This window comes from Kitasatospora sp. NBC_00240 (assembly GCF_026342405.1).
In the GTDB taxonomy this organism is placed as follows: domain Bacteria; phylum Actinomycetota; class Actinomycetes; order Streptomycetales; family Streptomycetaceae; genus Kitasatospora.
This window is the reverse complement of record NZ_JAPEMU010000001.1, coordinates 6,801,979-6,824,756: the sequence shown is the minus strand read 5'-3', so window position 1 is coordinate 6,824,756 and position 22,778 is coordinate 6,801,979. Positions and strand designations below refer to the sequence as shown.

The following is a 22,778-nucleotide window of genomic DNA, read 5'->3' as shown; positions in this document are numbered from 1 at the left end:
GCCGTCCCGTACCGGCCCCGGCCCCGCGCTCAGGGTCCGGAGGGCGACGGGCTCAGGGCCAGCACCGCGAGGTCGTCGGCGAGCCGGCCGGCGTACGCGACGACGTCCCGGTCGAGGAAGGCGACCACCAGGTCGGGCGAGGACGTCCCCAGCGAGCCGAGGCGGCCGGTCAGCGGGTAGAAGGCGCCGGAGGCGTCCCTCGCCTCGCTGACCCCGTCGGTGTGCACCAGCAGGGTGTGGCCCGGCGGCAGCAGGACCTCGGTGGTCGCGGCCGGCCCGGCGGATGCGGCCAGGTGGCCGAGGCCGAGCGGGAGGTCGTCGGGGCAGGGGACGGTCACGACGGTCGTGCCGGAGAGCAGCAGCGGGGCGAGGTGCCCCCGGTTGATCACGTCCACCCGGCCGGACCCGCCGGCGTACTGGAGCAGCACCGCCGTCACGAACAGTTCCTCGTCGCCCCGGTCGATGGCCTCGCGCAGCACGGTACGGTCCAGCTGCTCGGCCAGCTCGGCCAGGCCGGCGGTGTCGTGGGCGGCCGCGCGGAAGGCGCCCAGCACCTCGGCCACCGTCCGGACGGCCTCCAGCCCCTTGCCCCGGACGTCCCCGAGCAGGACCCGTACGCCGAACCGGGTGTCGCAGAGCGCGTACAGGTCCCCGCCGACCCCGGCGTCGGCGTGGGCCGCGCGGTACAGGGCCGCCACCCGCAGGTCACCGGCCCGCTCGGGCACCGGGCGCAGCACGGCGCGCTGCAGGGTCTCGGCGACGGTCCTGGCCCGGACCAGGCTCCGTTCCTGCCGGATCCGCTGCCAGGACAGCGCGGTGCCCATCACCCCGGAGAGCAGTGTGGCGACGTAGACCCAGACGTGGTGCTGCTCGTCCAGATGGCCGACCCGTGCCGCCAGGGCGACCTGGAGGCCGATGACACCCGCCGTGGACAGCAGCGCCGTGCCGGGGCCGTAGCTGAAGGCGACCACCACCGGGATCGGGGTGAGCAGGAAGCCCGCCGCGACCGCGTCGGAGAACAGCGCCTCGGCGCCGAGGTCGATCAGGAGCAGCAGCACCGGCAGCCAGGGCACCCAGCGCGGCGCCCGCGGGCCCGTCGGGGCGGCCGGACGCGGCTCCGGGCGGTTCGCGACGGGCACGGCTCGAGCCTCCTCCGGTGCGGGAGCGGTCGGCGGCCGGCGTACCGGCCGCCGCTCCCATCGTCGCGCATGTCCCCCGTCGCCGGGTCCCACGGCGCCCGCACCCGTGCCTGCCGCAGGCGGACCAGCGTGACCGGGAGAGCCTCGAAGACGTCAGCCCAGCGTGACCGGGAGGGTCTCGAAGCCGCGCAGGACGAGGCGGTCCCGCCGGGTCGGCGCACCGGCGGGGGCCAGCCGGGGGAAGCGGTGCAGCAGCGCGGGCATCGCCACGGCCGACTCCAGCTTCGCCAGCTGCGCACCGAGGCAGTAGTGCGCGCCGCCGCCGAAGCTGAGCGGCTGACTGTCACCGCGGGTGGGGTCGAAGACCTCGGCCCGCTCGTACCGGGCCGGGTCGCGGTTGGCGGCCCCGATCAGCACGAACACCGCGCTGCCGGCCGGGATGTCCAGTCCTTCGACGGTGAGGCCGGGGGCGAGGGCGATCCGGGAGGTGAGCTGCACCGGGGAGTCGAAGCGGAGCACCTCGTCGGTGAGGCCGGCCGGGGTGACGGTACCTGCCCGCAGGCCCGCGGCGGCCTCCGGGTGCTCGAAGAGCAGGGCGAGGCCGTTGCCCAGGAGGTTGGTGGTGGTCTCGAAGCCCGCCACCAGCAGGAGTACCAGGTTGGCCAGCAGCTCCTGCCCCGAGAGCCGGCTGTCGTCGGCCGCCGCCACCTCGACCAGTGCGCTGACCAGGTCGTCCTTGGGGCGGGCCCGGCGCTGCGCCGCGAGCTCGGTGAAGTAGCCGGCCAACTCGTCGGCCGCCTCGTCGGCGGCCGTCAACTCGGAGGGGTCGGCGATGAACTCCAGGGCGGTGGTCAGGTCGGCGGCGAGACCGCGGAACCGGTACCGGTCGGCCTCCGGGACGCCGAGCAGTTCACAGATCACGCCGACCGGCAGCCGGAAGGCGAAGCTGTCCATGAAGTCGACGGATCTGCCGTCGGAGCCCTGGTCGGCCATCTCGTCCAGCAGGGCGTCGACGCCGGCGACCACGGCCGGCTCCAGCGCCGCCACCCGGCGGGCGGTGAAGACGGAGGCGATCAGCGACCGGACCCGGGCGTGGTGCGGGGCGTTGCTCTCCAGGACGGAGCGGCTGAGCAGCACCGTGGAGGAGTGCTTCAGGAACTCCGGGTCGAAGTCGGCCCGCATCCCGTGGTCGGCGACGCCGAAGGCGGGGTTGCGCAGGACCTGGTTGGCCGCCCGGTGGCCGACCGCCATGGCCATCCCGGGACCGCAGGGCGCGACCGGCCCGAGGTCGTGCGCCCGCCGGTAGAGCGGGTACGGGTCGCCCCGGCCCTCCGTGCCCATCAGCTGCCCGATGATCGCTTCGCCGTCCATCCGCTTCCCCCTCCGTCGGATCCTCCGGTCACCCGGTAGAACCGCGGCCGCCCGGCGCGGAGTTCCCGCGCGCCGGCGCTGCGTCGGCGGGGCGCGCGCGGTGGGTACCCTGACGGCATGGAGATCTGGATCAACCCACGCTGCGGCAAATGCCGGTCCGCGCTCACCGAGCTGGAGGCCGTCGGGGCCGAGTACACCGTGCGGCGCTATCTGGAGGACCCGCCCTCGGCCGCCGAACTGGAGCAGGTGCTGGAGCGGCTCTCGCTCGAACCGTGGGACATCACCCGGCTGGACGAGCAGGCCGCCAAGGACGCCGGGATGAAGGAGTGGACGCGCGAGCCCGGCGACCGGGCCCGCTGGATCGCGGCCCTGGCCGAGCACCCGATCCTGATCCAGCGCCCGATCATCACGGCGGACGACGGTCATGCGATCGTCGCGCGGACGCCGGAGGCCGTGAAGTCCGTCCTGCCCGCCAAGCGCTGAGTCCGGGGCCGACGGGACCGACCGCGCGGGGCCGTCCGAACGGCCGGCCCCGCGCGGTCAGTCCCGTCGGACGGTCGTGATCGGCTCGCCGGGCCGCCAGGAGCGGATCACCAGGACGCCGTCCTCGACCGTGGTGAGCACCGCCTGGTCGAGCTCCAGCCGAAAGGCGTGGAACGGGCCGGGCGGCGCCGTGGGCAGCTCCGACTCGTACGCCGTCAGCTCGACCTCGTCGGTGATCTCCACGGCGCGGCCGGCCAGCTTGGCGTCACCGTCTGCCATCGTGGCGTCCCCCGGGTTGCTGTGCAGCGCGAAGCGCCCGTCCCGCCGCAGGTCGCGGGCCTTCACCGCGCCGTCCATCGAACCGAGCGTCAGATCCGCGCCGATGAAGCGGACCTCCGTACCGCTCACCCTCGGCGCGCCGTCCAGCCGGAGCGTCGCCAGCACGTGATGCCTGGCGGCCTCGAAACGGGCCCGCACGGCGGGGGCCAGGTCCGGCGCCTGCTGCTCGAAATCCTGCCAGGTTGCCATGCCGCCAGTGTCGCACCGGGCCCTGGCAACCGGCCTGCTCGGCAGGGCCGGTGCCACACTGGCCGGATGAGCGACACGACGTACATCGCGTTCCTGCGGGCCGTGAACGTGGGCGGGCGCACCGTGAAGATGGAGCGGCTGCGCGACCTGTTCACCGAGCTGGGGCTGGGCGAGGTCCGCAGCTACATCCAGAGCGGGAACGTCTTCTTCCGCACCGACGCGAGTGACCGGGCGGAGCTGACCCGGCGGATCGAGCAGCACCTGGAGGCCTCCCTCGGATACGCCGTGCCGGCCATGCTGCGCACGGTGGAGGAGGTCGCGGCCCTGCTCGACGCCGAGCCGTTCGCCGGCCACGAGGCCGACCAGGACACCCGGCTGGTGGTGGTGTTCCTCTCCGAGCCGCTGCCCGACGGCTACGAGCTGCCGCAGCGGTCCGCCAAGGGCGACTACGAGATCGTCGGCGCCGACCCGGGCGCCGCGTACGTGGTGATGCACCTGCAGGGCGGCCGGATGAGCAGCAACCCGGGGGCCGTCTTCGGCAAGTCGTACCCGGGTCAGGGCACCGGGCGGTTCCTGCACACCCTGCACAAGATCCTGGCCGCGGCCCGGAAGGCCTGACGGCCGGACCGCGACGGGACCGGTGGGGCACGACGGAAGGGCGGGTGGGGTGCCCACCGGCTTCTGGACAGTGCGGTCCGGGCGGCCCGACAATCAGCGCATGAGCACTCCTGATTTCCGGACCCGGGTGGAACGCCCGTCCGAGGCCGAGCGGGAGCTGGCGCTCGATCTGCTGCGTGAGGGCGCCGGGAGCGGCCGGCTGTCGCACCACACCTTCATGACCCGGATGGAGATCGTCCTCCAGGCCCGCAGCCGGGCCGAGCTGGACGCCGTACTGGCCGACCTGCCGAACGGCCGGCCGGTGTCCCGGCTGCTGCTGCGGACGGTGGGCCGGTTCTCGGCCTTCGGGGTCGGCCTGCGGGACGCCTGGCGGCTGGAGCGGCTGCCGGGGCTGCAGCTGCCGGAGGCGGGCAGCGGGCTGCTGACCATCGGCCGGCTCCCCGGGTCGGGCCTGCGACTGAGCGACTCCTCGGTCTCGCGCGCCCACGCCGAACTGCGGCGCGAGGGTGGCGGCTGGGTGCTGTACGACCTGGGTTCGACGAACGGGACGCATGTGAACGGTCGGCGGGTGGCCGGCGCCGTCCGGGTCCGGCCGGGTGACCAGGTGCGGTTCGGTGACCTGGAGTTCCGGCTGGCCGCCGGCTGAGCGGTGGCAGCGGCGCACAGCGGCCGGCCGACCGATCGGGGCCGGCGGGTCGGGGCGGGTCGGGGCCGGTCGGCGGCTCAGTGCGGGAACTGGCGCGGCGGGCGCTGCCCCGGCAGCGCGTCCCGGAACTCCTCGATCACCGTGCTGATCTGGCGGGTCAGCACGGTGCGTTCGAGCCGGTCCAGGTAGAGGTTCCCGGCGGCCAGCGCCTCCACGGTGACACCGAAGTAGAGGGTCATCAGCGGGTTGACGAAGAGCGCGCCGTGCCGGGTCCGCTCGGTGAAGCGGACGTCTCCGAACTCTCCGCGCAGGGCGGCGGCGACCGAGCCCTGGACGATGCTCGGATGCTCGGGGAAGGCCGCCCGGGCGTGCTCGACGGCGTCCAGGTAGAGGACCCCGGCCCGGCTCCCCCGGGGCAGGGAGAACGCGCCGAGATAGCCGCCCGCCCGGTCCAGGGCGGCCAGGTTCTCCAGCACCAGCGAGTGGTTGACGCCGTGGTAGGCGTCGATCCCGAAGCCCAGGCAGGCGACCAGGCGCTCGGGGACCTCGGACAGGCCGGCCACCGCACCGAGGCTCGCCATGTCCTCCTCGGGGGTGCCGAGGCTGGGGGTACCTCCCGGCCGAAGGCTGGGGGCGCCTCGTCGCCGCGCATCAGGATGTCGGTACCGCCGTCCACCAGCAGGATCGCGTCGATCCCCAGCTCCGCGACCAGGGCGCGGTAGGCCGCCCGCAACGGCTGGACGCCGACCGAGGAGAACGCCCAGACGGTGTCCGGCATGCCGTGCAGGCGCAGCCAGCGGGCCAGCGTCCGCTCGGGGAAGTACCCTTCGGCCGAGCGGGTATCCGGCCCGATCCGGGCGACGTCGGGGGCGAGCCAGATGTCGGAGTCCAGGCCGTACAGATGGCTGAAGGACAGGTTGGCGAGGTGCACCTCCTTGCCGGCTCCGCGGAGCGCGAGGGCCAGGGGCAGGCCCGCGTAGACGTCGAACCCGCCGCCGGCGCCGGCGATCAGGATCCGGTCGGCGGCCAGGAGGCGGGTGAGCAGCTGGGGCTCGAAGAGGGAGGTCACCGGCCGGACGATAGCAACGCAGCTGCCACCCGGGCGGCGGGTTTGTCCTAGGCGGGTGCGAGGATTCGCGCATGACCCAGGAATCCGCCCTCGCCCCCGACGTACTGCACGATGCCCAGGAGCGCGCCCGGGAGCTGATCCGCGGAGGGTTCCAGGAGCCGGACGAGATAGTCGAGTCCCTGGTGGACTTCCTGGACGACCAGGGGCTGACGGAGGAACAGGCCGAGCAGATCGTCGTCCCGCTGTGGGAGGAGCGGCTGGCCGAGCAGGCCGGCTGGCCCCGGGTGACGGACGTCGACCGGCTGGTGGAGGCCTTCGACTCGCTGGAGGCGGACGGCATCGTCGCCGCGATGGACTTCACCTGCTGCAGCAGCTGCGGGTACACCGAGATCGGCGGGGAGGCGGACGAGGACTCCCGGGGCTTCGTCTTCTTCCACGAGCAGGACACCGAACGGGCCGTCTCCGGTGGCGGTCTGACGTTGCGCTACGGTGGCTTCCGGCACTCCGAGGAGGAGACCAAGGAGGTCGGCCGCGAGGTGGTCGCCGCGCTGGCCGAGGCGGGGCTGAACGCCCGCTGGACCGGCTCGCCGGACGAGACGATCACCGTCACCCCGCTGAACTGGCTGCACCGGCTGCCCGAGTAGGCCCGGCGCCCGGGTACGTACGGGTGCGGTGCGTACGGGTGCGGTGCGTACGGAGGCCGGTGCGAGCGGGGCCGGGGGCGGTGGACATCGGGGGAGGGGGACGGTCGGGGTGGGCCTGGAGCGACTGAGAGCTGATCACGCACAGGCCCTGCTGGCCTTCGAGCGGGAGAACCGGGAGTACTTCGCGCGGACCGTGCCCGACCGCACCGACGCGTACTTCAGCGACTTCGCCGCCCGCCACCGGGCCCTGCTCGCCGAGCAGGAGGCCGGGGTGTGCCACTTCCACGTCGTCCTGGACGACCTGCGAGGCCTGGTCGGCCGGGTCAACCTGGTGGACGTCGAGGACGGGACGGCCGACCTCGGGTACCGGATCGGCGAGAGCTCCGCCGGGCGGGGCCTGGCCACGGCCGTGGTCGGGGAGGTCTGCCGGCTGGCCGCCGCGGCATACGGGCTCCGCGCTCTCACGGCGGCCACCACGCTGGACAACCCGGCGTCCCGGGCAGTGCTCGAACGCAACGGGTTCACCGTGGTGGGGGACGTCGACCTCGGCGGACGGCCGGGCCTCCGGTTCCGGCGCGGGCTCCCCACCGCGGGCTGACCGGACGCGACCGGCGGGGCCGCCCTGGCCCGCTCGGTTCCGCCGCCCGGCACTCCGCCGACCGGCGCCGCGCACCGGACCCGCCCGGAGATCGGGCGAGCGGAGCGGGTCGACGGTCATGCCCACCGACCAGGGCCACCGGTCAGAGCGGCGGGGCGGGCCGCAGGACGGCCTCGATGCCGGCCAGCAGGATCGCCAGTCCCCGTTCGAAGCGCTGCTCGTAGTCGGTGAACAGCCCTTCGCTCGCGGCCGCCGCGAGCGGCCGGTCGGCGCCGATCCGCCCGGCCCGCCGGACCGGGTCGTACTCGGGCGCGGGCTGCTCCCCGGGCAGCGGGCGGACGGCCTGCTCCTCGATCACGAATCCGATCGTGTACGCGTACGCGGTGAAGAAGGCCTGGACAGCGTCGGGGAGTGCGAATCCCTCCTCGGTGAAGGCCGCCAGCAGCGCGTTCTGGCCCTCGCTGTGGCCCAGGTCGGTCAGCCGGGTGCCACTGAAGACCTTGGCTCCGTCCCGGTAGCCGAGCAGGCTCGTCCGCAGGGTGCGGCAGGTCGTGGTGAGCACCGACCGCCAGCCGTCCGGGAGGCTCCCGCCGCCGGCGCCCATCCGGCGCAGCATCTCGGTGGCCATCTCGTCGAGCAGCGCCTGCTTGTTGGCGAAGTGCCAGTACAGGGCCGGAGCCTTGACGTCGAGTTCGGTGGCGATCCGGCGCAGGGTGAGGCCGTCGAGGCCGGTCTCGTTGAGCAGCCGCAGGGCGGTGTCGACCACCTGTGCCCGGTCCAGTTTCTGTGCCACGCCCGTCCTTCGCCTTGCCTCGTCGCCCCTCCTTGACAATTTAACACCGTTAAGTCCATCCTCGGAAGCGCCAGCAACTTAACAGCGTTAAGGAGAATCTCGTGGCCAGTACTCCCCCGAACGACACTCCCCCGCACAGCACCGCGGGCACCCCGCAGCCGGCCGGCACCACCGAGGTCCTGATCGTCGGCGCCGGACCGACCGGCCTCACCCTGGCCTGCGACCTGGCCCGGCACGGCGTCCGGACCCTGCTGGTCGAGCGGGCCGAAACCCTCTTCCCCGGCTCGCGCGGCAAGGGCCTCCAGCCCCGCACCCAGGAGGTCTTCGACGACCTCGGCGTGATCGACCGGATCCACGCGGGCGGCGCCCCCTACCCGCTGATGATGACCTGGGAGAACGGCGAGCGGCTCGGCACCTGGGACCTCGTCGAGCGCGGCACCCCCGGCCCGGCCACCCCGTACGCCGACGTCTGGATGATCCCGCAGTGGCGCACCCAGGAGATCCTTTACGCGCGGCTGCTGGAGCTGGGCGGCCAGGTCGCCTTCGGCACCGCGCTGACCGGCCTGGAGCAGCACGCCGACCGGGTCGAGGCCGTACTGACCACGGCCGACAGCGGCACCCGGACGGTCACCGCGACCTACCTGGTCGGCGCCGACGGCGGGCGCGGCGCCGTCCGCAGGGCGCTCGGCATCACCATGCGCGGCGAGGAGGTCGACCCCCGGCCGATGCTGGTCGCCGACCTCGAGGTCGAGGGGCTGGACCGCGACAACTGGCACATCTGGCCGAAGGCACCCGGAGGCGCGATGCTGCTCTGCCCGATGCCGGGCACCGAGGAGTTCCAGCTGTTCGCCCAGCTGGAGGACGGGACGCCGGACACCTCGCCCGAAGGGGTGCGCGCACTCGTCGCGGCCCGCAGCCACCTGCCGGCGAGCGCCGTCACCGAGGTGCGCCGGGCCTCGGACTTCCGCCCCCGGGCGGCCGTCGCCGAGCGCTTCCACGAGGGCCGGGTCTTCCTGGCGGGCGACGCCGCGCACATCCACTCCCCCGCCGGCGGACAGGGCCTGAACACCAGCGTGCAGGACGCCTACAACCTGGGCTGGAAGTTCGGCCGGGTGCTGCGCGCGGGGGCCCCCGAGTCGCTGCTCGACAGCTACCAGGAGGAGCGGTACCCGGTCGCCGCCGCGGTGATCGACCTCAGCACCGGGCTGCACCGGGCGGAGCGCGACGGCTCCGACGACCGGCAGGCGCGCCGGGGCAAGGACACCGACCAGCTGGCGGTCGGCTACCGGGGCGGGCCGCTCACCGCGGAGGAGCGGCCGGGCCTGGACGAGGAGGCCCTGCAGGCGGGCGACCGCGCGCCCGACTCGCCGTACCGGGAGGCCGACGGTACGGCGCGGCGGCTGTTCGACCTGTACCGGGGGACGCATCTGACGGTGCTCGCCGTCGACTGCGAACTGCCCGCCCTCCCCGCCCGGGTTCGGGGCCTGCGACTCGACGGCGGGCACGCCGCGGACACGTACGGGCGGGGGCTGTTCGTGATCCGCCCGGACGGGTACGTCGGGCTGGCCACCCACGACGCGGCGGCCCTGCCCGGCTACCTGGCGGCGCTCGGCGCCCGCTGAGACCGGACGGTGCGGCGTCCGGCCGGAAACGGGGGCCACGGTGCGGGGCGCGGTACGGGCCCGCGGGATCGGCCCGGGCCGAGGGCGTCCGAAAGAGCCGGGCCGGCCGGCCGGCGGTCAGTCGGCGGCCGGGCCCCAGAGCGGGTTGGTGCAGCGCTCGTAGGTGGCGCGCCAGTGCGGCCAGTGGCGGGCGGTGGTGTCGTCGCAGTCCGCCAGCAGACGCTGGACGGTCCACTCGTCGACGCCGTCCAGCAGCCAGGTCATGGCGTCGGCGGTGCCCGGGCCGTTCGCGGCGCGCAGCAGGTCCAGCAGCTCGGGCAGGGTGCCGACCCGGGAGGTCTCCGCGAAGACCTTCGCCATCCGGGGCAGCAACTGCCGCTCCTCGATCCGCAGATGGGTCTCCAGCCGGGCGGCCAGGTCCTCGATCGCGTAGGCGACCGGCCAGGTGCTGCCCGCGTCCCGGGTGGCGATCCGCACCAGGGTGGTGACCCGGGTGAAGGAGTGGTCCAGGTTGTGGTGGTCGTCCTCCAGCCAGTTGAGCAGCAGGCGCAGCTCGGGGGCGAACCGGCGCAGGAGCGGCCAGAGCCGGGTGTCCTGCTGCTCGTGGTGGCAGGTGAGCATCGCGGTGAGGAAGTCCCAGTGCCGCTGCAGGGCCTGGCCCTGGGTCTCGTCGCCGGGCTGCAGCAGGCGCAGCGCGTCGGGCAGCCGCCGCAGGTCGCGGCGCAGGGCGGCGTGCATCAGGGTCAGGCCGGCGAAGCGCAGGCGGGTGTCCGTGTCGTCGGTGTCCTGCTCGTGCCGGGGGTCCGTCTGAGCGGGGACGTGCGGGGGCTTGACGGGCAACAGGTGGCTGGGCATGACGCTCTCTTCGCAGGCCGGGTCTGGGATCACCAGGGTGATGACAGTCGATCAGGAGCGAATGAATGTCCGATTGACGCGCAGGTCAGCGGCCTGCGGCCCGGATCCGGCCGGGTCACCCGCCGGTCGCGGCCGCCCCGCGGGGCGGCCGGGGACGACCCGCCGCACCCACGGGCTCCGGTACCGCCCGGTCAGTCCGCCTCCGGCCCGGCCAGGTTCTTGCTGAGCCACTGCAGGGTGTCCGGGATCATCTTCTTGAAGTCCGTGGTCAGGTGCTTGCCCCCGGCCTGCTCGAAGTACTCCACCTTGAGCGGGGCGGCCGCCTTCGCCACCCACTCCTTCACCAGCTTCATCTCGTACCCGTTGGCGCCGCCGGCGGTGGCGAGCATCCGGACGTCCGCCTTGCCCTGGGCGACCAGCGCATCGGGGCTGTTGGCCAGCCGGTCCGCGTCGTGGCCCTTCCAGAGCGGGGAGTCCGGGTTGAAATAGCCGTCGATCGGGACGGCCGCCTTGAACGTCTCGGGGTGCTGGAGCGCGAGCTTGGCGCTGCAGAACGCGCCGGTGGAGGCGCCCATCAGGCCCCAGCCGTCCCGGCCCTTGAGGGTACGGAAGTTGGCCCGTACGAAGTCGGGGATGTCCTCGGCCATCCAGGTGCCGATCTTGGGCTGGCCGGGGATGTCGCTGCACTCCAGGGCCTTGGCCTCGTTGGAGTCCAGGTTCTGCACCGGCATGATCATGATGAAGGGGTGCGCCTTGCCCTGCTTGGACAGTTCGGCGTCGGCCTCCTGGATCGGCAGCTGGTTGTCCGTCCAGGTGTTGTAGCCGGCGCTCTGGCCGCCCGCGTAGAGGGTCAGCACCGGGAACCCGGCCTTCGCGAACTTCGGGTCGTTGTACTCCGGCGGCAGCCAGACCCACACCTTGCCCGACACCCCCGACTTGGGACCGGCCAGCGTGGTCATCATGATCTGCCCGGCGGCGGTGTCGCGGGCCTTGCCGAAGGCGGCGGCCGGCCCGGTCGGCATCAGCACCTTGGTGGGCTTGGGCGGCGCGGTGGTGGCGGGCGGGGTGCTCGGGGTGCCGGCCGCGCCCGCGGAGCCGCCGGCCGGCGGGCTGCCCTTGGCCGTGTGGTCCGCCCCGGTGCTGCTCGTACTCCCGCAGGCGGCCAGGGCGACGGCCAGCGCGAGGGTGGCGGTGCCGGTCAGGAGGGCACGGGAACGGATGGACTGCGGCTGCACGGTGAGAACTCTCCGACCGGTGTCACGCCCGCTCCGTCGGGAGCCGGCGGTGGCCCCCGGGTGGGGCCGTGGCGGGGCCGGGGGCGGCGGGTGGCGCGGACCCCGGTACTGCGCGCCGTCCCGCAAGGGGCGGCGCGCCTCCCCGCGATCTTATGACGTGCCCCCCGGCGGCCCGGTTGCGCCCGCCGACGTGGCGTCCCGTGGAATTCACCGGATCCGGCGGGCCGGCGGGCCGTCCCCCTGCCGTTCGGCGGGGGTGCGGCCGCGCGACCCCCGCCGAACGGAGGGGTGCCCGGCGCGGAGGCCGGACGGGCTCCCGGGGCGGGCCCGTCGGGGCCGGACACGGGGGGACGGACGGTGGGCCGGACTGTGGGGGCAGGACGACAGGGCGGGACGACGAGGCGGGGGGGTGCGAGGTCCGGGGGTGCGAGGTCCGGGGGTGCGAGGCAGGGGGGTGCGAGGTCCGGGGGTGCGAGGCAGGGGGTGCGAGGTCCGGGGTGCGAGGTCCGGGGTGCGAGGTCCGGGCTTCGGGACGTCCCGCCAGCCGGACCCGGGCCCGCCGCGCCGATCTTCGGCACCTCCCACCAGTGACGCGGTGGCCGCCGATCGCCGATCATCAGGAGTACCGCCCCCGGTGACCGGCACCGGGAGCCCGCCGTGACCGGACCAGCACGCCCGACGAGGAGCCCGCCATGCCCCAGCAGATCGCCGTCATCACGGGAGCCGGCACCGGCGTCGGGCGGGCCGTGGCCCGCGAGCTCGCGGCGACCGGATGGCAGCTGGTGCTCGCCGGGCGGCGGGCCGAGCCGCTGCGCGGGACGGCCGGCCTCTGCGAGCGGGGCGACGCCGTGGTCGTCCCCACCGACGTCACCGACCCCGTGGCGGTCGACGCCCTGTTCTCGGAGACCGCCGAGCGCTTCGGCCGGCTCGACCTGCTCTTCAACAACGCCGGGACCTTCGGCGCCCCCACCCCTGTCGAGGACCTGGAGCACGCGCAGTGGCGCGCGGTGGTCGACCTCAACCTCACGGGCGCGTTCCTCTGCGCCCAGGCCGCCTTCCGCCTGATGAAGGGCCAGGACCCGCAGGGCGGCCGCATCATCAACAACGGTTCGATCTCCGCGCACGTCCCGCGCCCGCACTCGGTCGCCTACACCGCGACCAAGCACGCGGTCACCGGCCTCACCAAGTCGCTCTCGCTGGAGGGCCGCCCGTACCGGATCGCCTGCGGGCAGATCGACATCGGCAACGCGGCGACCGACATGACGGCCGCGATGAGCAGCGGCGTCCGCCAGGCCGACGGGCGGATCGCCCCGGAGCCGACCATGGACGTCGCGGACGTCGCCCGTACCGTGCGGCACATGGCGGAGCTGCCGCTGGAGGCCAACGTCCAGTTCGCGACGGTGATGGCGTCGGCGATGCCTTACATCGGGCGGGGCTGACCGGGCGCACGGGCCCACCGCCGGCCGGTACGGCGGACGGCCGGCGTTCCGCGCCGGCCGGTCCTCACTCGTCGTGGGAGTGCCGGTAGTGCCAGGCGCGGCCGTCCTGGTCGAGGCGGTAGACGCTGGTCGTGGGCCAGTACTCGCCCCGCTCGGTGGCGGGCAGTTCGGCGCGCAGCACCATCCGCAGGGAGGGCGGCGGGGCGAGGGCGTTCACCCGCTTGCGGTGGCCGTCCCAGCGTCCGCCGCAGAGTTCGACGTCGAGGATGGCAGAACTGCTGGGAGTGGCGGGACTGCTGGGGGTGGTGGGGGCCATTCACCCAATCTGCCAGCCTCCGACCCGTGCGGGTGGTTTGACGGCGCGAAGCCACTCGTCCGAGGCAATCCCCGAGGCGCGAAGCTGACGAACCACCGCCGGCCCCGGGCCGGGGCCGACCCCGACGGCGCCCCACGACCGACGGCCGCCCCGCCTCACCGGTGACCGGGAGGCGGGACGGCCGTACAGGGTCGCGCCCGGTGTCAGAGCCGGGCGGGCCGGGGTCGGGCCGGAGTCGGATCCGGCCCGGTACCGGCGCCGGGGGTGGCCGGCGCCGGCGGTCGGGGCCGCCGCGCTCGCGGCGGTGGCGGGTACGACGGGGTCAGGCGCGCCAGGTGTCGCTCAGCGTCACCTTGCCGGAGGCCGGCACGGTCGCGGTGCGGTTCGCCCCGGACTCCCAGGTCACGTTGCCGGCCGCGTCCTTGCGGACGTACTTGTACTCGAACGCGGTACCGGCCGCCAGCGCGACGTCCAGCTTCCAGACCGGGTAGGCGGCCGAGGAGAGCGGCAGCGCCTGGCTCGGGTCCCAGCTGCCGAGGGCCGCGTTGCTGCCGACCACGTAGATGTTCTGGCCGGTCACGGTGGTGGCGTTCACCGCGAAGGAGGCACCGCTGGTGGCGGCGGTGGCCGTCGCGGACGGGCTGGCGGTGGCGGTGGGCGTCGTGGTGGCGGTGCCGCACGGGTCGCCGCTGCCGACCACGCCGTCCTTGACGGTCACGTTGCCGGTGCCCAGCGCGTAGTTGGCGCTGTTGTTGTTGTCCCAGGTGCCGGAGCCGTTGTTGAAGGTGGCGGCCAGGCCGGTCGCGCTGCCCAGGCTGACGGTCTTCTTCACCCAGCCGGTGCAGGCCGCGTCCATCGCGACGCCGGGCGCGGTGGTCCAGGTGCCGCCGGTGGGGGCGTAGTGGAGGTTGTAGGCGGACCAGTTCTTGTCGGTGCTGTAGAAGATCGTCGCGCTGTTGGCGCCGGCGGTCGGCGAGGCACTGGCCGACGGGCTCGCGCTCGGGCTCGCCGTGCCGCCGCTCGCGCCGACGTACAGCGCCACCGCCTCCCCGGCGGCCACGGTGGCGGTGAACTTCCCGTCGCCGCCCACGGTGTAGGTGGGGCCGCTGCAGCCGCCGCCGCTGGTCGGGTCGCCGTGTTGGACGTCGCAGTAGGTGCCGGCCGGCAGCGAGGTCTGGAAGGTCTGGGTCACGGCGCCGGACTCGCGGTTGATCGCCACGTAGCCCTTGCCGCCGCGGCCGAAGCCGATGGCGTTGTTGCCGTTGGACCACCAGTTGGTGATGCCGGTGCCGGAGACCGCGTTGCGGAAGCCGACCATGTTGGCGACCTGGCGCCAGGCGTGGGTGCAGTTCCAGCCGTCGCTGTAGCAGGCGTTCACTGTGCCGCCGTTCGGCGGGCCGTCGTCGTTGCCGGCGAAGGCGTACCCGGAGTACACGTTCGGCGCGCCGTACGGGTTGGCCAACAGGAAGACGTTGGCCAGCGTGTAGGCGCTGCCGTACTTGTAGTTGAGGGTGGAGCCGTTGCGCTCGGTGTCCCAGTTGTCGACGAAGGTCCGGGCCTGCGAGCTGCCGAGCAGGCCGCTGCCCCAGGTGGACAGGTCGGAGATCCTGCCGCCGTTGAAGGCGCTCTTCAGCCAGGTCGCGGAGCGGAACTCGTCGACGTCGCCGGTGCCGGTGTACTCGGAGGGCTGGATCGGCTCGCCGGCGCCGTAGATGACCTCCTGCACCCAGTAGGCGGAGGGGTTGGTCATCTTGGCCTTGATGGCGGCGAGCTCGTTGGCCGCGATGTGCTTGGCGGCGTCGATCCGGAACCCGTCGACGCCCATCCCGGCCATGTCGCTCAGGTAGTTGGCGATGGTCTGCTGGACGTACGCGCTGCCGGTGTTGAGGTCCGACAGGTTGACCAGCTCGCAGTTCTGGACGTTCGAGCGGTCGCTGTAGTTGCTGATCGCGCTGCGGCAGGAGTGGAAGTCCTGGTCCTGGAAGTACCCGGGGTAGTTGTACTTGGTGTAGTTCGTGCCGCCGGTGCCGGTGCCCGAGCCGGCCGACATGTGGTTGACCACCGAGTCGGCGATCACCTTGACGCCCGCCGCGTGGCAGGTGTTGATCATGTTCTGGAAGGACGTCCGGTCGCCGAGACGCCCGGCTATCTTGTAGCTGACCGGCTGGTAGGAGGTCCACCACTGGGAGCCCTGGATGTGCTCCTGGGGCGGCGAGACCTCGACGAAGCCGTAGCCCTTGGGGCCGAGGGTGTCGGTGCAGGCCTTGGCGACCGAGTCGAAGCGCCACTCGAAGAGGGTGGCGGTGACGTCTCTGCTGCCCGGCGGGGTGGCCTGGGCTGCGGGGGCGGCGCTGAGCGCGGCGGTGACCGAGAGCGCGAGCGCCGCCGAAGCGGTGAGCGCTCCGGCCACGCGGGCACGCCGGCGGACAGGGGTAGCGGTGACCACGGTGTCTCCTGGGGGCTGAGGTGGCAGCCTGGGCCGTCCCTGCTTGCGGGGAGCACGGACGGGTGGGGGCAGGAAATCGTCTTGCGCAAGTTTCTTGAAAGTTTCAGCAAACTTGCAGCGCCGAACCTACGACCGCTGCGACAGGGCGTCAAGACTCCTGTACGCAACGATTCGGACTTCCGGCGGAAGTCCCGTGAGACCTTTTGCCGCACCGACGCGTGAGGTACCTGTAAGGGACGCAGGCACGACACGGGGACGAGAGCACGGCACGGGCACGAGAGCACGGCACGGGCACGAGCCGGCCACGGGGGTGGACGGGCATGGGGGGACGGGCATGAGGGGCGGACGGGCATGGACGAGGTGATCGGCTTCGAGGAGTTCGCTGCCGCCAGGGCCGGCCGGCTCTTCCAGGTCGCGTACCTGATGTGCGGCGACTGGCACCAGGCGCAGGACCTCGTGCAGACCACCCTGGCCAAGATGTACGCCGTCTGGGACCGGCTCCACCACGACGAGGACCACCCCTCGCCGGACGCCTACGCCCGCAAGGTGCTGCTCCGCTGCTACCTCTCGCACCGACGGCTGCGGCGCTCCGGCGAGATCGCGGTCGCCGACGTCCCCGACTCCCCCGCCGGCCTGGACGACCTCACCGGGCCCGGTACCGAGCTGCGACTCACCCTGGTCTCCGCCCTGCGCCAACTACCGCCGCGAAACCGGGCCGTGGTCGTCCTGCGCTACCTGGAGGACCACAGCATCGAGGCCGTCGCCGAGATGCTGGGCACCAGCCAGAGCGCCGTCAAGGGCCTCAGCACCCGATCGCTCTCCCGGCTTCGCGAGATCCTCGCCGAGGACCGCGAGCTGCTGCTGCAGCCCTGAGCCTGCACCCGTACGGCCCGGCCGCCCAGCCCGTACCACCGGACACCGGGGCGCCCGCCGCCGGCACCGCCGCGGCACCCACCTCCCGGGCACCCGCCACCCGGGCACCCGCCACCCGGCACCGACCCGCGACAGACCACCGACCCCACCGAACCGACCCCGAGGACCGGCCTTGGACGACCTTGAGCACGAGCTCGCCAGGCTGCTGGCCGAGAGCGTCGAAGACCTGCGCCCCCCGGTCGCCGTCATGGTGGCGGAGGCCAACCTGCGCGGCCGCCGGCTGCTGCTGCGCCGCCGGCTGCGGATCGCCGGCTCGGTGGTCGCGGTGGGTGCCCTCGCCCTGACCGGCGCCGTCCTCGGCCTGCCCGAGCGCCCGGCCGGCCCGGCCGCCGCGGCCGACCGGGTCCCGGCGCCGACCAGCGCGGCACCGACCACCCCGCCGTCCGCGACGGCCGGTACGCCGAGCACGACCGCGCTGGAGAGCGCGATGCAGAAGGCGCTGGCCGAACTGATCGGTCCCCGGGCGGCCGTCACGTCCGACCCCCTCGGGGACGAGATCCGGCCGGATCCCCGGCGGGACGCGGCCCTGTGGGTCCGCTACGACGACGGCGACGGCGCCGTGACGGTGGCCGTCGAACTGCACGGCCCGGCCTCCACCGCGCCCGGCCCCTCCTGCGGGGCCCGGGCGAGCGCCGCACCGGACGCGGGCTACACCTGCCGTACCGAGGCGGCCGGTCCCGGCACCCTGGTGACCGAGGTGCTCAACCCGTCCGCCACCGGCTGGATCACCTACCGGATCTGGTACGCCGGCCCGGACGGCACCCGGGTGGCCGTCTCGGTGCACAACGGCACCCTGCACGAGCCCACCGACCCGACCCTGTCCGGCCGCCGGACCAGGACGAACCCGCCGCTGGACCTGGGCACCTGGCAGTGGATCGCCCAGAACTACCGCTGGCAGAGCCTGGCCGAGGACCGGATGGACCGCGGCCCGGCCGCCGCCGACCGGGACGGCCCCTGACCGGACGGCCGGAGAGGACCGGGAACGGCCGGCGGGACCGGAACGGCCGGAAGCCCGCCCGGGACGCCCCGGGCGGGCGGGAGCGCCGGGCCGCGGCCCGGCAGCGGGCGGCCTCAGACCGCGTCGGGGCCGCGCTCGCCGGTGCGGACCCGCACGATGCCGTCCACCGGCACCATCCAGACCTTGCCGTCGCCGATCTTGCCGGTCCGGGCGGCCGCCACCACGGTCTCCATCACCCGGTCGGCGTCCTCGTCCTCGACCACGACCTCGATCCGGGCCTTGGGGACGAGGTCGATGCGGTACTCCGCCCCCCGGTACACCTCGGTGTGGCCGTGCTGGCGCCCGTACCCGCTGGCCTCGGTGACGGTCAGTCCGTGCACCCCGATGGCCTGCAGCGCGTTCTTGACCTCGTCCAGCTTGAACGGCTTGATGATCGCGGTGATCAGCTTCATACGTCTCTAGGCCTTGTCGGACGAGTGCGTGAGCACGACGGCGTGGGCCGTCGTTCCATGACCCAGGACGCCGTGATCGTACGCGGTCTCGGCGTGCACGGCGAGGTCCAGGCCGGTGAGTTCGTGCTCCTCCGGGGCACGGAAGCCCATCACCCGGTCGATCGCCCGCCCGATCCCGTACGTCATCGCGAAGGCGTACGCGCCGACCGCGACCACCGCGACCAGCTGCTTGCCGGTCTGGGCCAGGCCGCCGCCGTGCAGCAGGCCCTCCGGGCCGCCGGTCATCGTGGCGGTGGCGAACAGGCCGATCAGCACGGTGCCGATGACGCCGGCCACGAAGTGCACGCCGACCACGTCGAGCGAGTCGTCGAAGCCGAAGCGGAACTTCCAGCTGACCGCGTACGAGCAGACCACGCCCGCCGCCAGCCCGATCACCAGCGCGCCGAGCAGGTCGACGCTGCCGCAGGACGGGGTGATCGCGACCAGGCCGGCCACCGCGCCGGAGGCCGCGCCGAGGGTGGTGGCGTGCCCGTCCCGGCGCTTCTCCACCAGCAGCCAGCCGAGCAGGCCGGTGCAGCCGGCCGCCTGGGTGTTGAGCACCGCGGAGGCCGCCAGGCCGTTGGCGCCGAGCGCGGAGCCGCCGTTGAAGCCGAACCAGCCGAACCAGAGCAGGCCCGCGCCGAGCAGGACCAGCGGCAGGTTGTGCGGGCGCATGGCCTCCTTCCGGAAGCCCAGGCGCGGTCCGAGCAGCAGGGCCAGGGCGAGGCCGCTGGCGCCGCAGTTGACCTCGACGACGGTGCCGCCGGCGAAGTCGAGGGCGCCGAGCTTCGACAGGATCCAGCCACCCGGCGAGAAGACCCAGTGCGCGACCGGGACGTAGACCAGCAGCGTCCAGACGGCGGTGAAGGCCACCCAGGAGCCGAACTTGGCCCGGTCGGCGATGGCACCGCTGATCAGGGCGGCGGTGATGATCGCGAAGGTCAGCTGGAAGGTCGCGAACAGCACGGTCGGGACGTGGCCGGTGAGCGAGGCGGGGGTGATTCCGGCCATCCCGAGGTGTTCGAGGCCGCCGATCAGGCCCCAGCCGCCGGCGTCGGCGCCGAAGGCCAGCGAGTAGCCGGCCAGCAGCCAGACCACCGTGACCACCGCGATCGACACGAAGCTCATCATGATCATGTTGAGCACGCTCTTGGTACGCACCATGCCGCCGTAGAACAGCGCCAGGCCGGGCGTCATCAGCAGGACGAGGGCGGTGCTGGCGAGCAGCCAGGCGGTGTCACCGGTGTCGAGTCCGGTGTTGGTTTCAGCCAGGAGCATGCGGATCGGTGCCTTCCCAAGCGGCGGCCCGCGCAGACGGAGGTGCCGTACCCGGTGCCGCCGGAGGGTGGGGAGGGGCGACCGGTGGACGGGGTTTGCGCGCGAGTCGGATGGGAGAGTGTTGCCCGGCCAAATTTCTTGTTGCAGACACCGGTGTTTCCGACGTGTTTCGTGTTGCCGCCGCATTTCCGTCCGCTCACCGGAAGCGGGCGGCCGCCGAAGGCCCGGGGAACGACGGAAAGCCGACGGGCAGGGCCCGGCAGCGGTTGCTGCCGGGCCCTGCCGTCATGCTGTGCTCACCTGTCTCCTGGCCGTCACCGGCCCGGGTTTCAGCTGGTGGCGATGGAGGTGTCGTCGATCACGAAGCTGGTCTGCAGCGAGGAGTCCTCGGTGCCGTTGAACTTCAGGGTGACGCTCTGGCCCGCGTAGGCGGAGAGGTCGAAGGTGCGCAGCTGGTAGCCGGCCGCGGCGTTCACGTTGGAGTAGGTGGTGAGGGCCGTGCCGTTGACGGTCACCGCGAGCTTGTCGTACACGGTGCTGCCGGTCTCGGCGGTGTCGATGTGCAGGTAGAAGCTCAGCGTCGCCTTGCAGCCGGCCGGGATGGTGACCGTCTGGGTGGCGCTGTCGGTGTGGGTGGAGCCGTAGCCGTTCAGCCACGCCTTCCAGGAGCCGCCGTGGGCGGCCTGGCCGGAGCTGTTGTCGACGACGCCGCTGGTGGTGGTCCAGGGGGCGGCGGTGCCGGTCTCGAAGCCGGCGTTGCCGAGCAGCTGGGCCGGGGTGCAGCTGCCGCCGCCGGTGCTCACCGTCCAGGTGAAGGAGGTGGTGCCGGTCTTGTTGGCGGCGTCCTTGGCGGTCACCGTGACGTTGTAGGTGCCGGCCGTGGTGGCGGTACCGGTGATCTTGCCGGTCGAGCTGATCGACAGGCCGGTCGGCAGGCCGGTCGCGGTGAAGGTCAGCGGCGCGGTGCCGCCGGAGGCCGCGATCTGCAGGTTGGCGGTGCCGTTCACCGCGGTGCTCTGGTTGCCCGGGTTGGTGACGGTCACGGTGCCGGACGGCAGGCCGCCGACGTTGACGCCGGCCCAGGCGGTGGCGACCGCGTTGTACTCGGCGCTGCTCGCGCCGTACAGCGCGGTGGCCGCGTTGAGGGTGGCGGTGCGGGCGGCCGCGTAGTTGGTGGTGGAGGTCATGTACGCGGTGAGCGCCTTGTACCAGATCGCGGCGGCCTTGTCCCGGCCGATGCCGGTGACCGCGATGTTGTTCACCGTCGGGCTGTTGTAGCTGACGCCGTTGATGACCTTCGCGCCGCTGCCCTCGGCCAGCAGGTAGAAGAAGTGGTTGGCGACACCGGACGAGTAGTGCACGTCCAGGTTGCCGACGCCCGAGTACCAGGAGTCGGCCGAGCTGCCGTCCTTGGAGGGCTTGTCCATGTAGCGCAGCGGGGTGCCGTTGCCGTTGAGGTCGATGACCTCGCCGATCAGGTAGTCCGGGACGTCGGTGGGCAGGTTGGCGTAGAACTCCACCATCGTGCCGAAGATGTCGGAGGTGGCCTCGTTGAGGCCGCCGGACTCGCCCGAGTAGTTCAGGTTGGCGGTGGCCGCGGTGACGCCGTGGCTCATCTCGTGGCCGGCCACGTCGATCTCGGTGAGCGGGTGGGTGTTGCCCGACCCGTCGCCGTAGGTCATGCAGAAGCAGCCGTCGTCCCAGAACGCGTTGGTGTAGTTGTTGTCGTAGTGCACGCGGCTGAAGGCGCCGACACCGTCGTTGCGGATGCCGTTGCGGCCGAAGGTGTTCTTGTAGTAGTCCCAGGTCGCGCCGACGCCGTACTGGGCGTCGACGGCGGCCGACTCCGAGTTGCTGGCCTGGCCGTTGCCCCAGGTGTCGGTCGACTTGGTGTAGAGCGTGCCGTTGCCGGACGTGCCGTGGTTCATGTTGGTGGTGTACATCCCACCGCGCGAGGCGTCCTTGAGCTGGTACGTGGAGCCGCTCAGCGTGGTGGTCAGCGGCACGTTGCCGACGAAGACGCCGGTGCCGGTGCCGGTCTTGATGCTCTCGGCCTTGCCGAGCACGGCGCCGGTCGCGGCGTCGGTGATGACGTGCAGGCGGCTCGGGGTGCCGTCGCTCTCCTTGCCGGAGACGATCGTCTCCCAGGCGAGCTTCGGGGCGCCGTCGGCGGCCCAGACGACCAGCCGCGGGGCGGTGTCGAGGGCGGAGCCGGCCTCGGCGGCGAGCGCGGCGGCCTGGGCCTTCGGGGCGGCCAGCGCCGGCGTGGTGCTGACGCCGGTGAGCACGGCCTCGCTGGCCTTGGTGACGCCCTGGGTGGCGCCGGCCGCGTTCTGGTGCACGATCAGGTCGCCACCGAGTACGGGGAGTCCGCCGTAGGTCCGCTCGTAGCGCAGGTGCCGGGTGCCGTCGGTGTCCTGGACGACGTCCTTGGTGACCAGCTTCTCCTGGCTGCCCAGACCCAGCTGCTGGGCGAGCGAGGCGGTCTGCTGGTTGGCGGAGGCGATCAGCGCGTCCCGGCCGGCCACCGTCTGGGCGGCGGCTGCGGAAGGCGTGGGGCTGGCCGCCTGCGCGATGACCGGCATGCCGGTCACGAGCAGCGCGGTGGATGCGGCCATGACAACCGCGGCCTTCCGGGCATGGGTGTAGCGGGGCATACGGACTCCTTTTCCGACCGGCCGCGGGTTGGCGGACGGTGGAGAGAACCTGGCCGCGGGGTTGCGGCACAGTGGGGGCGCCCCCGCCGCCGGTGCGCGGCGCGGGTGCGGTGATCCGGGAGTGGTGCAGGAAGTGCGATGCGCCTTGCCTGACCTGATGCGACCGCATCGGAGGGTGGGGGACCCCCGCGTCTGCAGCCGGAGGAATCGTGGCAGCAAACGAGTCGTGAATGACAGATGCATGCCAGTGATTGGCCGATTCGTGCCACCCCCGGTGGTCATCGGCAGATGCCAACCGTGTTACAGGCAGGGGCACTTCTGGAGATGAGTTTCATTACTGCCGGGCGGCCCGGCCACGCCGGGAAAGCACTGACCAGCGCCAGGCCCGTGAGCCCCGCCCCGCCCCTCTCCCCCAGCGCCGACCGCCCCCGGCACGTCACAGCGAACGGCGTGCCACCGACGATTTTCAGCCATCCGAAGCGCCATCCGGACACCCGGAAGGCGGGCCCGGAAGCCCCCCGCGACCCCCGCCGGGCACCGGATCGCCCCGGCAGGGGGTCGGTGCACGGGTCACGACCGCCCTCCCCCACCGCTCCCGCCCCATCGGCGGAGCACGACGAACGGCCCCGCGTCACACCCGGGGGTGTGACGCGGGGCCG

The 22,778-nt window shown here is 73.3% G+C and carries 20 protein-coding genes and 1 pseudogene; 9 read left to right on the top strand and 12 right to left on the bottom strand.

Features of this window, described 5'->3' with window-relative positions:
• Positions 1-29 precede the first annotated feature (29 nt).
• Positions 30-1,139 carry a PP2C family protein-serine/threonine phosphatase gene (locus tag OG689_RS29225; RefSeq protein ID WP_266323846.1) on the bottom strand — a complete coding sequence of 370 codons (1,110 nt, stop codon included), beginning with the start codon at positions 1,137-1,139 and terminating at the stop codon, positions 30-32.
• A 153-nt stretch (positions 1,140-1,292) separates the two neighbouring features.
• Positions 1,293-2,510 carry a cytochrome P450 gene (locus tag OG689_RS29220; protein WP_266323845.1) on the bottom strand — a complete coding sequence of 406 codons (1,218 nt, stop codon included), beginning with the start codon at positions 2,508-2,510 and terminating at the stop codon, positions 1,293-1,295.
• Between the two features lie 117 nt (positions 2,511-2,627).
• Between OG689_RS29220 and OG689_RS29215 the strand changes: the two genes are divergently transcribed.
• On the top strand, positions 2,628-2,993 hold the full coding sequence (locus tag OG689_RS29215) for an ArsC/Spx/MgsR family protein (protein ID WP_266323844.1): 366 nt from the start codon (positions 2,628-2,630) through the stop codon (positions 2,991-2,993).
• A gap of 57 nt (positions 2,994-3,050) precedes the next feature.
• Here OG689_RS29215 and OG689_RS29210 read toward each other — a convergent pair whose 3' ends face one another.
• Positions 3,051-3,521 (bottom strand): pyridoxamine 5'-phosphate oxidase family protein, encoded by a 471-nt coding sequence (locus OG689_RS29210; protein ID WP_266323843.1) that lies wholly within the window; start codon positions 3,519-3,521, stop codon positions 3,051-3,053.
• A gap of 66 nt (positions 3,522-3,587) precedes the next feature.
• Here OG689_RS29210 and OG689_RS29205 point away from each other — a divergent pair, with 66 nt between their 5' ends.
• Together OG689_RS29205 and OG689_RS29200 are read left to right on the top strand one after the other, a co-directional pair.
• On the top strand, positions 3,588-4,139 hold the full coding sequence (locus OG689_RS29205; protein ID WP_266323842.1) for a DUF1697 domain-containing protein: 552 nt from the start codon (positions 3,588-3,590) through the stop codon (positions 4,137-4,139).
• A 100-nt stretch (positions 4,140-4,239) separates the two neighbouring features.
• A complete protein-coding gene (locus OG689_RS29200) occupies positions 4,240-4,785 on the top strand; it encodes a DUF1707 and FHA domain-containing protein (RefSeq protein ID WP_266323841.1) in 546 nt (181 codons plus the stop codon).
• Between the two features lie 77 nt (positions 4,786-4,862).
• Here OG689_RS29200 and OG689_RS29195 read toward each other — a convergent pair.
• Positions 4,863-5,854 (bottom strand): annotated as a pseudogene (locus OG689_RS29195) (DUF1152 domain-containing protein).
• A 71-nt stretch (positions 5,855-5,925) separates the two neighbouring features.
• Between OG689_RS29195 and OG689_RS29190 the strand changes: the two are divergent.
• Together OG689_RS29190 and OG689_RS29185 are read left to right on the top strand one after the other, a co-directional pair.
• On the top strand, positions 5,926-6,498 hold the full coding sequence (locus OG689_RS29190; RefSeq protein WP_266323840.1) for a hypothetical protein: 573 nt from the start codon (positions 5,926-5,928) through the stop codon (positions 6,496-6,498).
• A 109-nt stretch (positions 6,499-6,607) separates the two neighbouring features.
• Positions 6,608-7,096 carry a GNAT family N-acetyltransferase gene (locus tag OG689_RS29185; protein WP_266323839.1) on the top strand — a complete coding sequence of 163 codons (489 nt, stop codon included), beginning with the start codon at positions 6,608-6,610 and terminating at the stop codon, positions 7,094-7,096.
• 142 nt (positions 7,097-7,238) lie between these two features.
• Here OG689_RS29185 and OG689_RS29180 read toward each other — a convergent pair whose 3' ends face one another.
• Entirely contained in the window at positions 7,239-7,889 is a 651-nt protein-coding gene (locus OG689_RS29180) for a TetR/AcrR family transcriptional regulator C-terminal domain-containing protein (protein WP_266323837.1), read from the bottom strand.
• A gap of 101 nt (positions 7,890-7,990) precedes the next feature.
• On the opposite strand from OG689_RS29180, the gene OG689_RS29175 reads away from it, so the two are divergent.
• Positions 7,991-9,511 carry an FAD-dependent monooxygenase gene (locus OG689_RS29175; protein ID WP_266323836.1) on the top strand — a complete coding sequence of 507 codons (1,521 nt, stop codon included), beginning with the start codon at positions 7,991-7,993 and terminating at the stop codon, positions 9,509-9,511.
• Positions 9,512-9,628: 117 nt separating this feature from the next.
• Here OG689_RS29175 and OG689_RS29170 read toward each other — a convergent pair whose 3' ends face one another.
• Positions 9,629-10,366: a hemerythrin domain-containing protein gene (locus OG689_RS29170; protein ID WP_266323835.1), complete on the bottom strand. Its 738-nt coding sequence runs from the start codon at positions 10,364-10,366 to the stop codon at positions 9,629-9,631.
• A gap of 191 nt (positions 10,367-10,557) precedes the next feature.
• Complete coding sequence (locus tag OG689_RS29165) at positions 10,558-11,601, bottom strand: alpha/beta hydrolase-fold protein (RefSeq protein ID WP_266323834.1); 1,044 nt, start codon at positions 11,599-11,601, stop codon at positions 10,558-10,560.
• Between the two features lie 692 nt (positions 11,602-12,293).
• On the opposite strand from OG689_RS29165, the gene OG689_RS29160 reads away from it, so the two are divergent.
• Positions 12,294-13,040 (top strand): SDR family oxidoreductase, encoded by a 747-nt coding sequence (locus OG689_RS29160; protein ID WP_266323833.1) that lies wholly within the window; start codon positions 12,294-12,296, stop codon positions 13,038-13,040.
• Positions 13,041-13,104: 64 nt separating this feature from the next.
• Here the strand turns inward: OG689_RS29160 and OG689_RS29155 are convergent, their stop codons facing one another.
• Both OG689_RS29155 and OG689_RS29150 read right to left on the bottom strand, forming a co-directional pair.
• Positions 13,105-13,356, bottom strand: a complete 252-nt coding sequence (locus OG689_RS29155; RefSeq protein WP_266323832.1) for a hypothetical protein — start codon at positions 13,354-13,356, stop codon at positions 13,105-13,107.
• A 322-nt stretch (positions 13,357-13,678) separates the two neighbouring features.
• A complete protein-coding gene (locus OG689_RS29150; RefSeq protein WP_266323831.1) occupies positions 13,679-15,802 on the bottom strand; it encodes a carbohydrate-binding module family 20 domain-containing protein in 2,124 nt (707 codons plus the stop codon).
• Positions 15,803-16,153: 351 nt separating this feature from the next.
• Here OG689_RS29150 and OG689_RS29145 point away from each other — a divergent pair, with 351 nt between their 5' ends.
• Together OG689_RS29145 and OG689_RS29140 are read left to right on the top strand one after the other, a co-directional pair.
• Positions 16,154-16,675, top strand: coding sequence for a SigE family RNA polymerase sigma factor (locus OG689_RS29145; RefSeq protein WP_266323830.1), 522 nt, complete (start codon positions 16,154-16,156; stop codon positions 16,673-16,675).
• Between the two features lie 172 nt (positions 16,676-16,847).
• Positions 16,848-17,693, top strand: a complete 846-nt coding sequence (locus tag OG689_RS29140) for a hypothetical protein (protein WP_266323829.1) — start codon at positions 16,848-16,850, stop codon at positions 17,691-17,693.
• 113 nt (positions 17,694-17,806) lie between these two features.
• On the opposite strand, the gene OG689_RS29135 is transcribed toward OG689_RS29140, so the two are convergent.
• The 3 genes from OG689_RS29135 to OG689_RS29125 all read right to left on the bottom strand — a co-directional run bounded on the left by OG689_RS29135 (position 17,807) and on the right by OG689_RS29125 (position 22,119).
• A complete protein-coding gene (locus tag OG689_RS29135) occupies positions 17,807-18,145 on the bottom strand; it encodes a P-II family nitrogen regulator (RefSeq protein ID WP_266323828.1) in 339 nt (112 codons plus the stop codon).
• A gap of 6 nt (positions 18,146-18,151) precedes the next feature.
• A complete protein-coding gene (locus tag OG689_RS29130) occupies positions 18,152-19,462 on the bottom strand; it encodes an ammonium transporter (protein ID WP_266323827.1) in 1,311 nt (436 codons plus the stop codon).
• A gap of 329 nt (positions 19,463-19,791) precedes the next feature.
• Positions 19,792-22,119 carry a M4 family metallopeptidase gene (locus OG689_RS29125; protein ID WP_266323826.1) on the bottom strand — a complete coding sequence of 776 codons (2,328 nt, stop codon included), beginning with the start codon at positions 22,117-22,119 and terminating at the stop codon, positions 19,792-19,794.
• Between the last annotated feature and the right edge of the window lie 659 nt (positions 22,120-22,778).

Excerpts from the sequence above, each read along its gene's own strand:
- OG689_RS29155 (WP_266323832.1), bottom strand. The coding sequence starts at position 13,356 with ATGGCCCCCACCACCCCCAGCAGTCCCGCCACTCCCAGCAGTTCTGCC.
- OG689_RS29190 (WP_266323840.1), top strand. The coding sequence starts at position 5,926 with ATGACCCAGGAATCCGCCCTCGCCCCCGACGTACTGCACGATGCCCAG.
- OG689_RS29220 (WP_266323845.1), bottom strand. The coding sequence starts at position 2,510 with ATGGACGGCGAAGCGATCATCGGGCAGCTGATGGGCACGGAGGGCCGG.
- OG689_RS29170 (WP_266323835.1), bottom strand. The coding sequence starts at position 10,366 with ATGCCCAGCCACCTGTTGCCCGTCAAGCCCCCGCACGTCCCCGCTCAG.
- OG689_RS29130 (WP_266323827.1), bottom strand. The coding sequence starts at position 19,462 with ATGCTCCTGGCTGAAACCAACACCGGACTCGACACCGGTGACACCGCC.
- OG689_RS29135 (WP_266323828.1), bottom strand. The coding sequence starts at position 18,145 with ATGAAGCTGATCACCGCGATCATCAAGCCGTTCAAGCTGGACGAGGTC.
- OG689_RS29160 (WP_266323833.1), top strand. The coding sequence starts at position 12,294 with ATGCCCCAGCAGATCGCCGTCATCACGGGAGCCGGCACCGGCGTCGGG.
- OG689_RS29210 (WP_266323843.1), bottom strand. The coding sequence starts at position 3,521 with ATGGCAACCTGGCAGGATTTCGAGCAGCAGGCGCCGGACCTGGCCCCC.
- OG689_RS29200 (WP_266323841.1), top strand. The coding sequence starts at position 4,240 with ATGAGCACTCCTGATTTCCGGACCCGGGTGGAACGCCCGTCCGAGGCC.
- OG689_RS29145 (WP_266323830.1), top strand. The coding sequence starts at position 16,154 with ATGGACGAGGTGATCGGCTTCGAGGAGTTCGCTGCCGCCAGGGCCGGC.
- OG689_RS29125 (WP_266323826.1), bottom strand. The coding sequence starts at position 22,119 with ATGCCCCGCTACACCCATGCCCGGAAGGCCGCGGTTGTCATGGCCGCA.
- OG689_RS29215 (WP_266323844.1), top strand. The coding sequence starts at position 2,628 with ATGGAGATCTGGATCAACCCACGCTGCGGCAAATGCCGGTCCGCGCTC.
- OG689_RS29205 (WP_266323842.1), top strand. The coding sequence starts at position 3,588 with ATGAGCGACACGACGTACATCGCGTTCCTGCGGGCCGTGAACGTGGGC.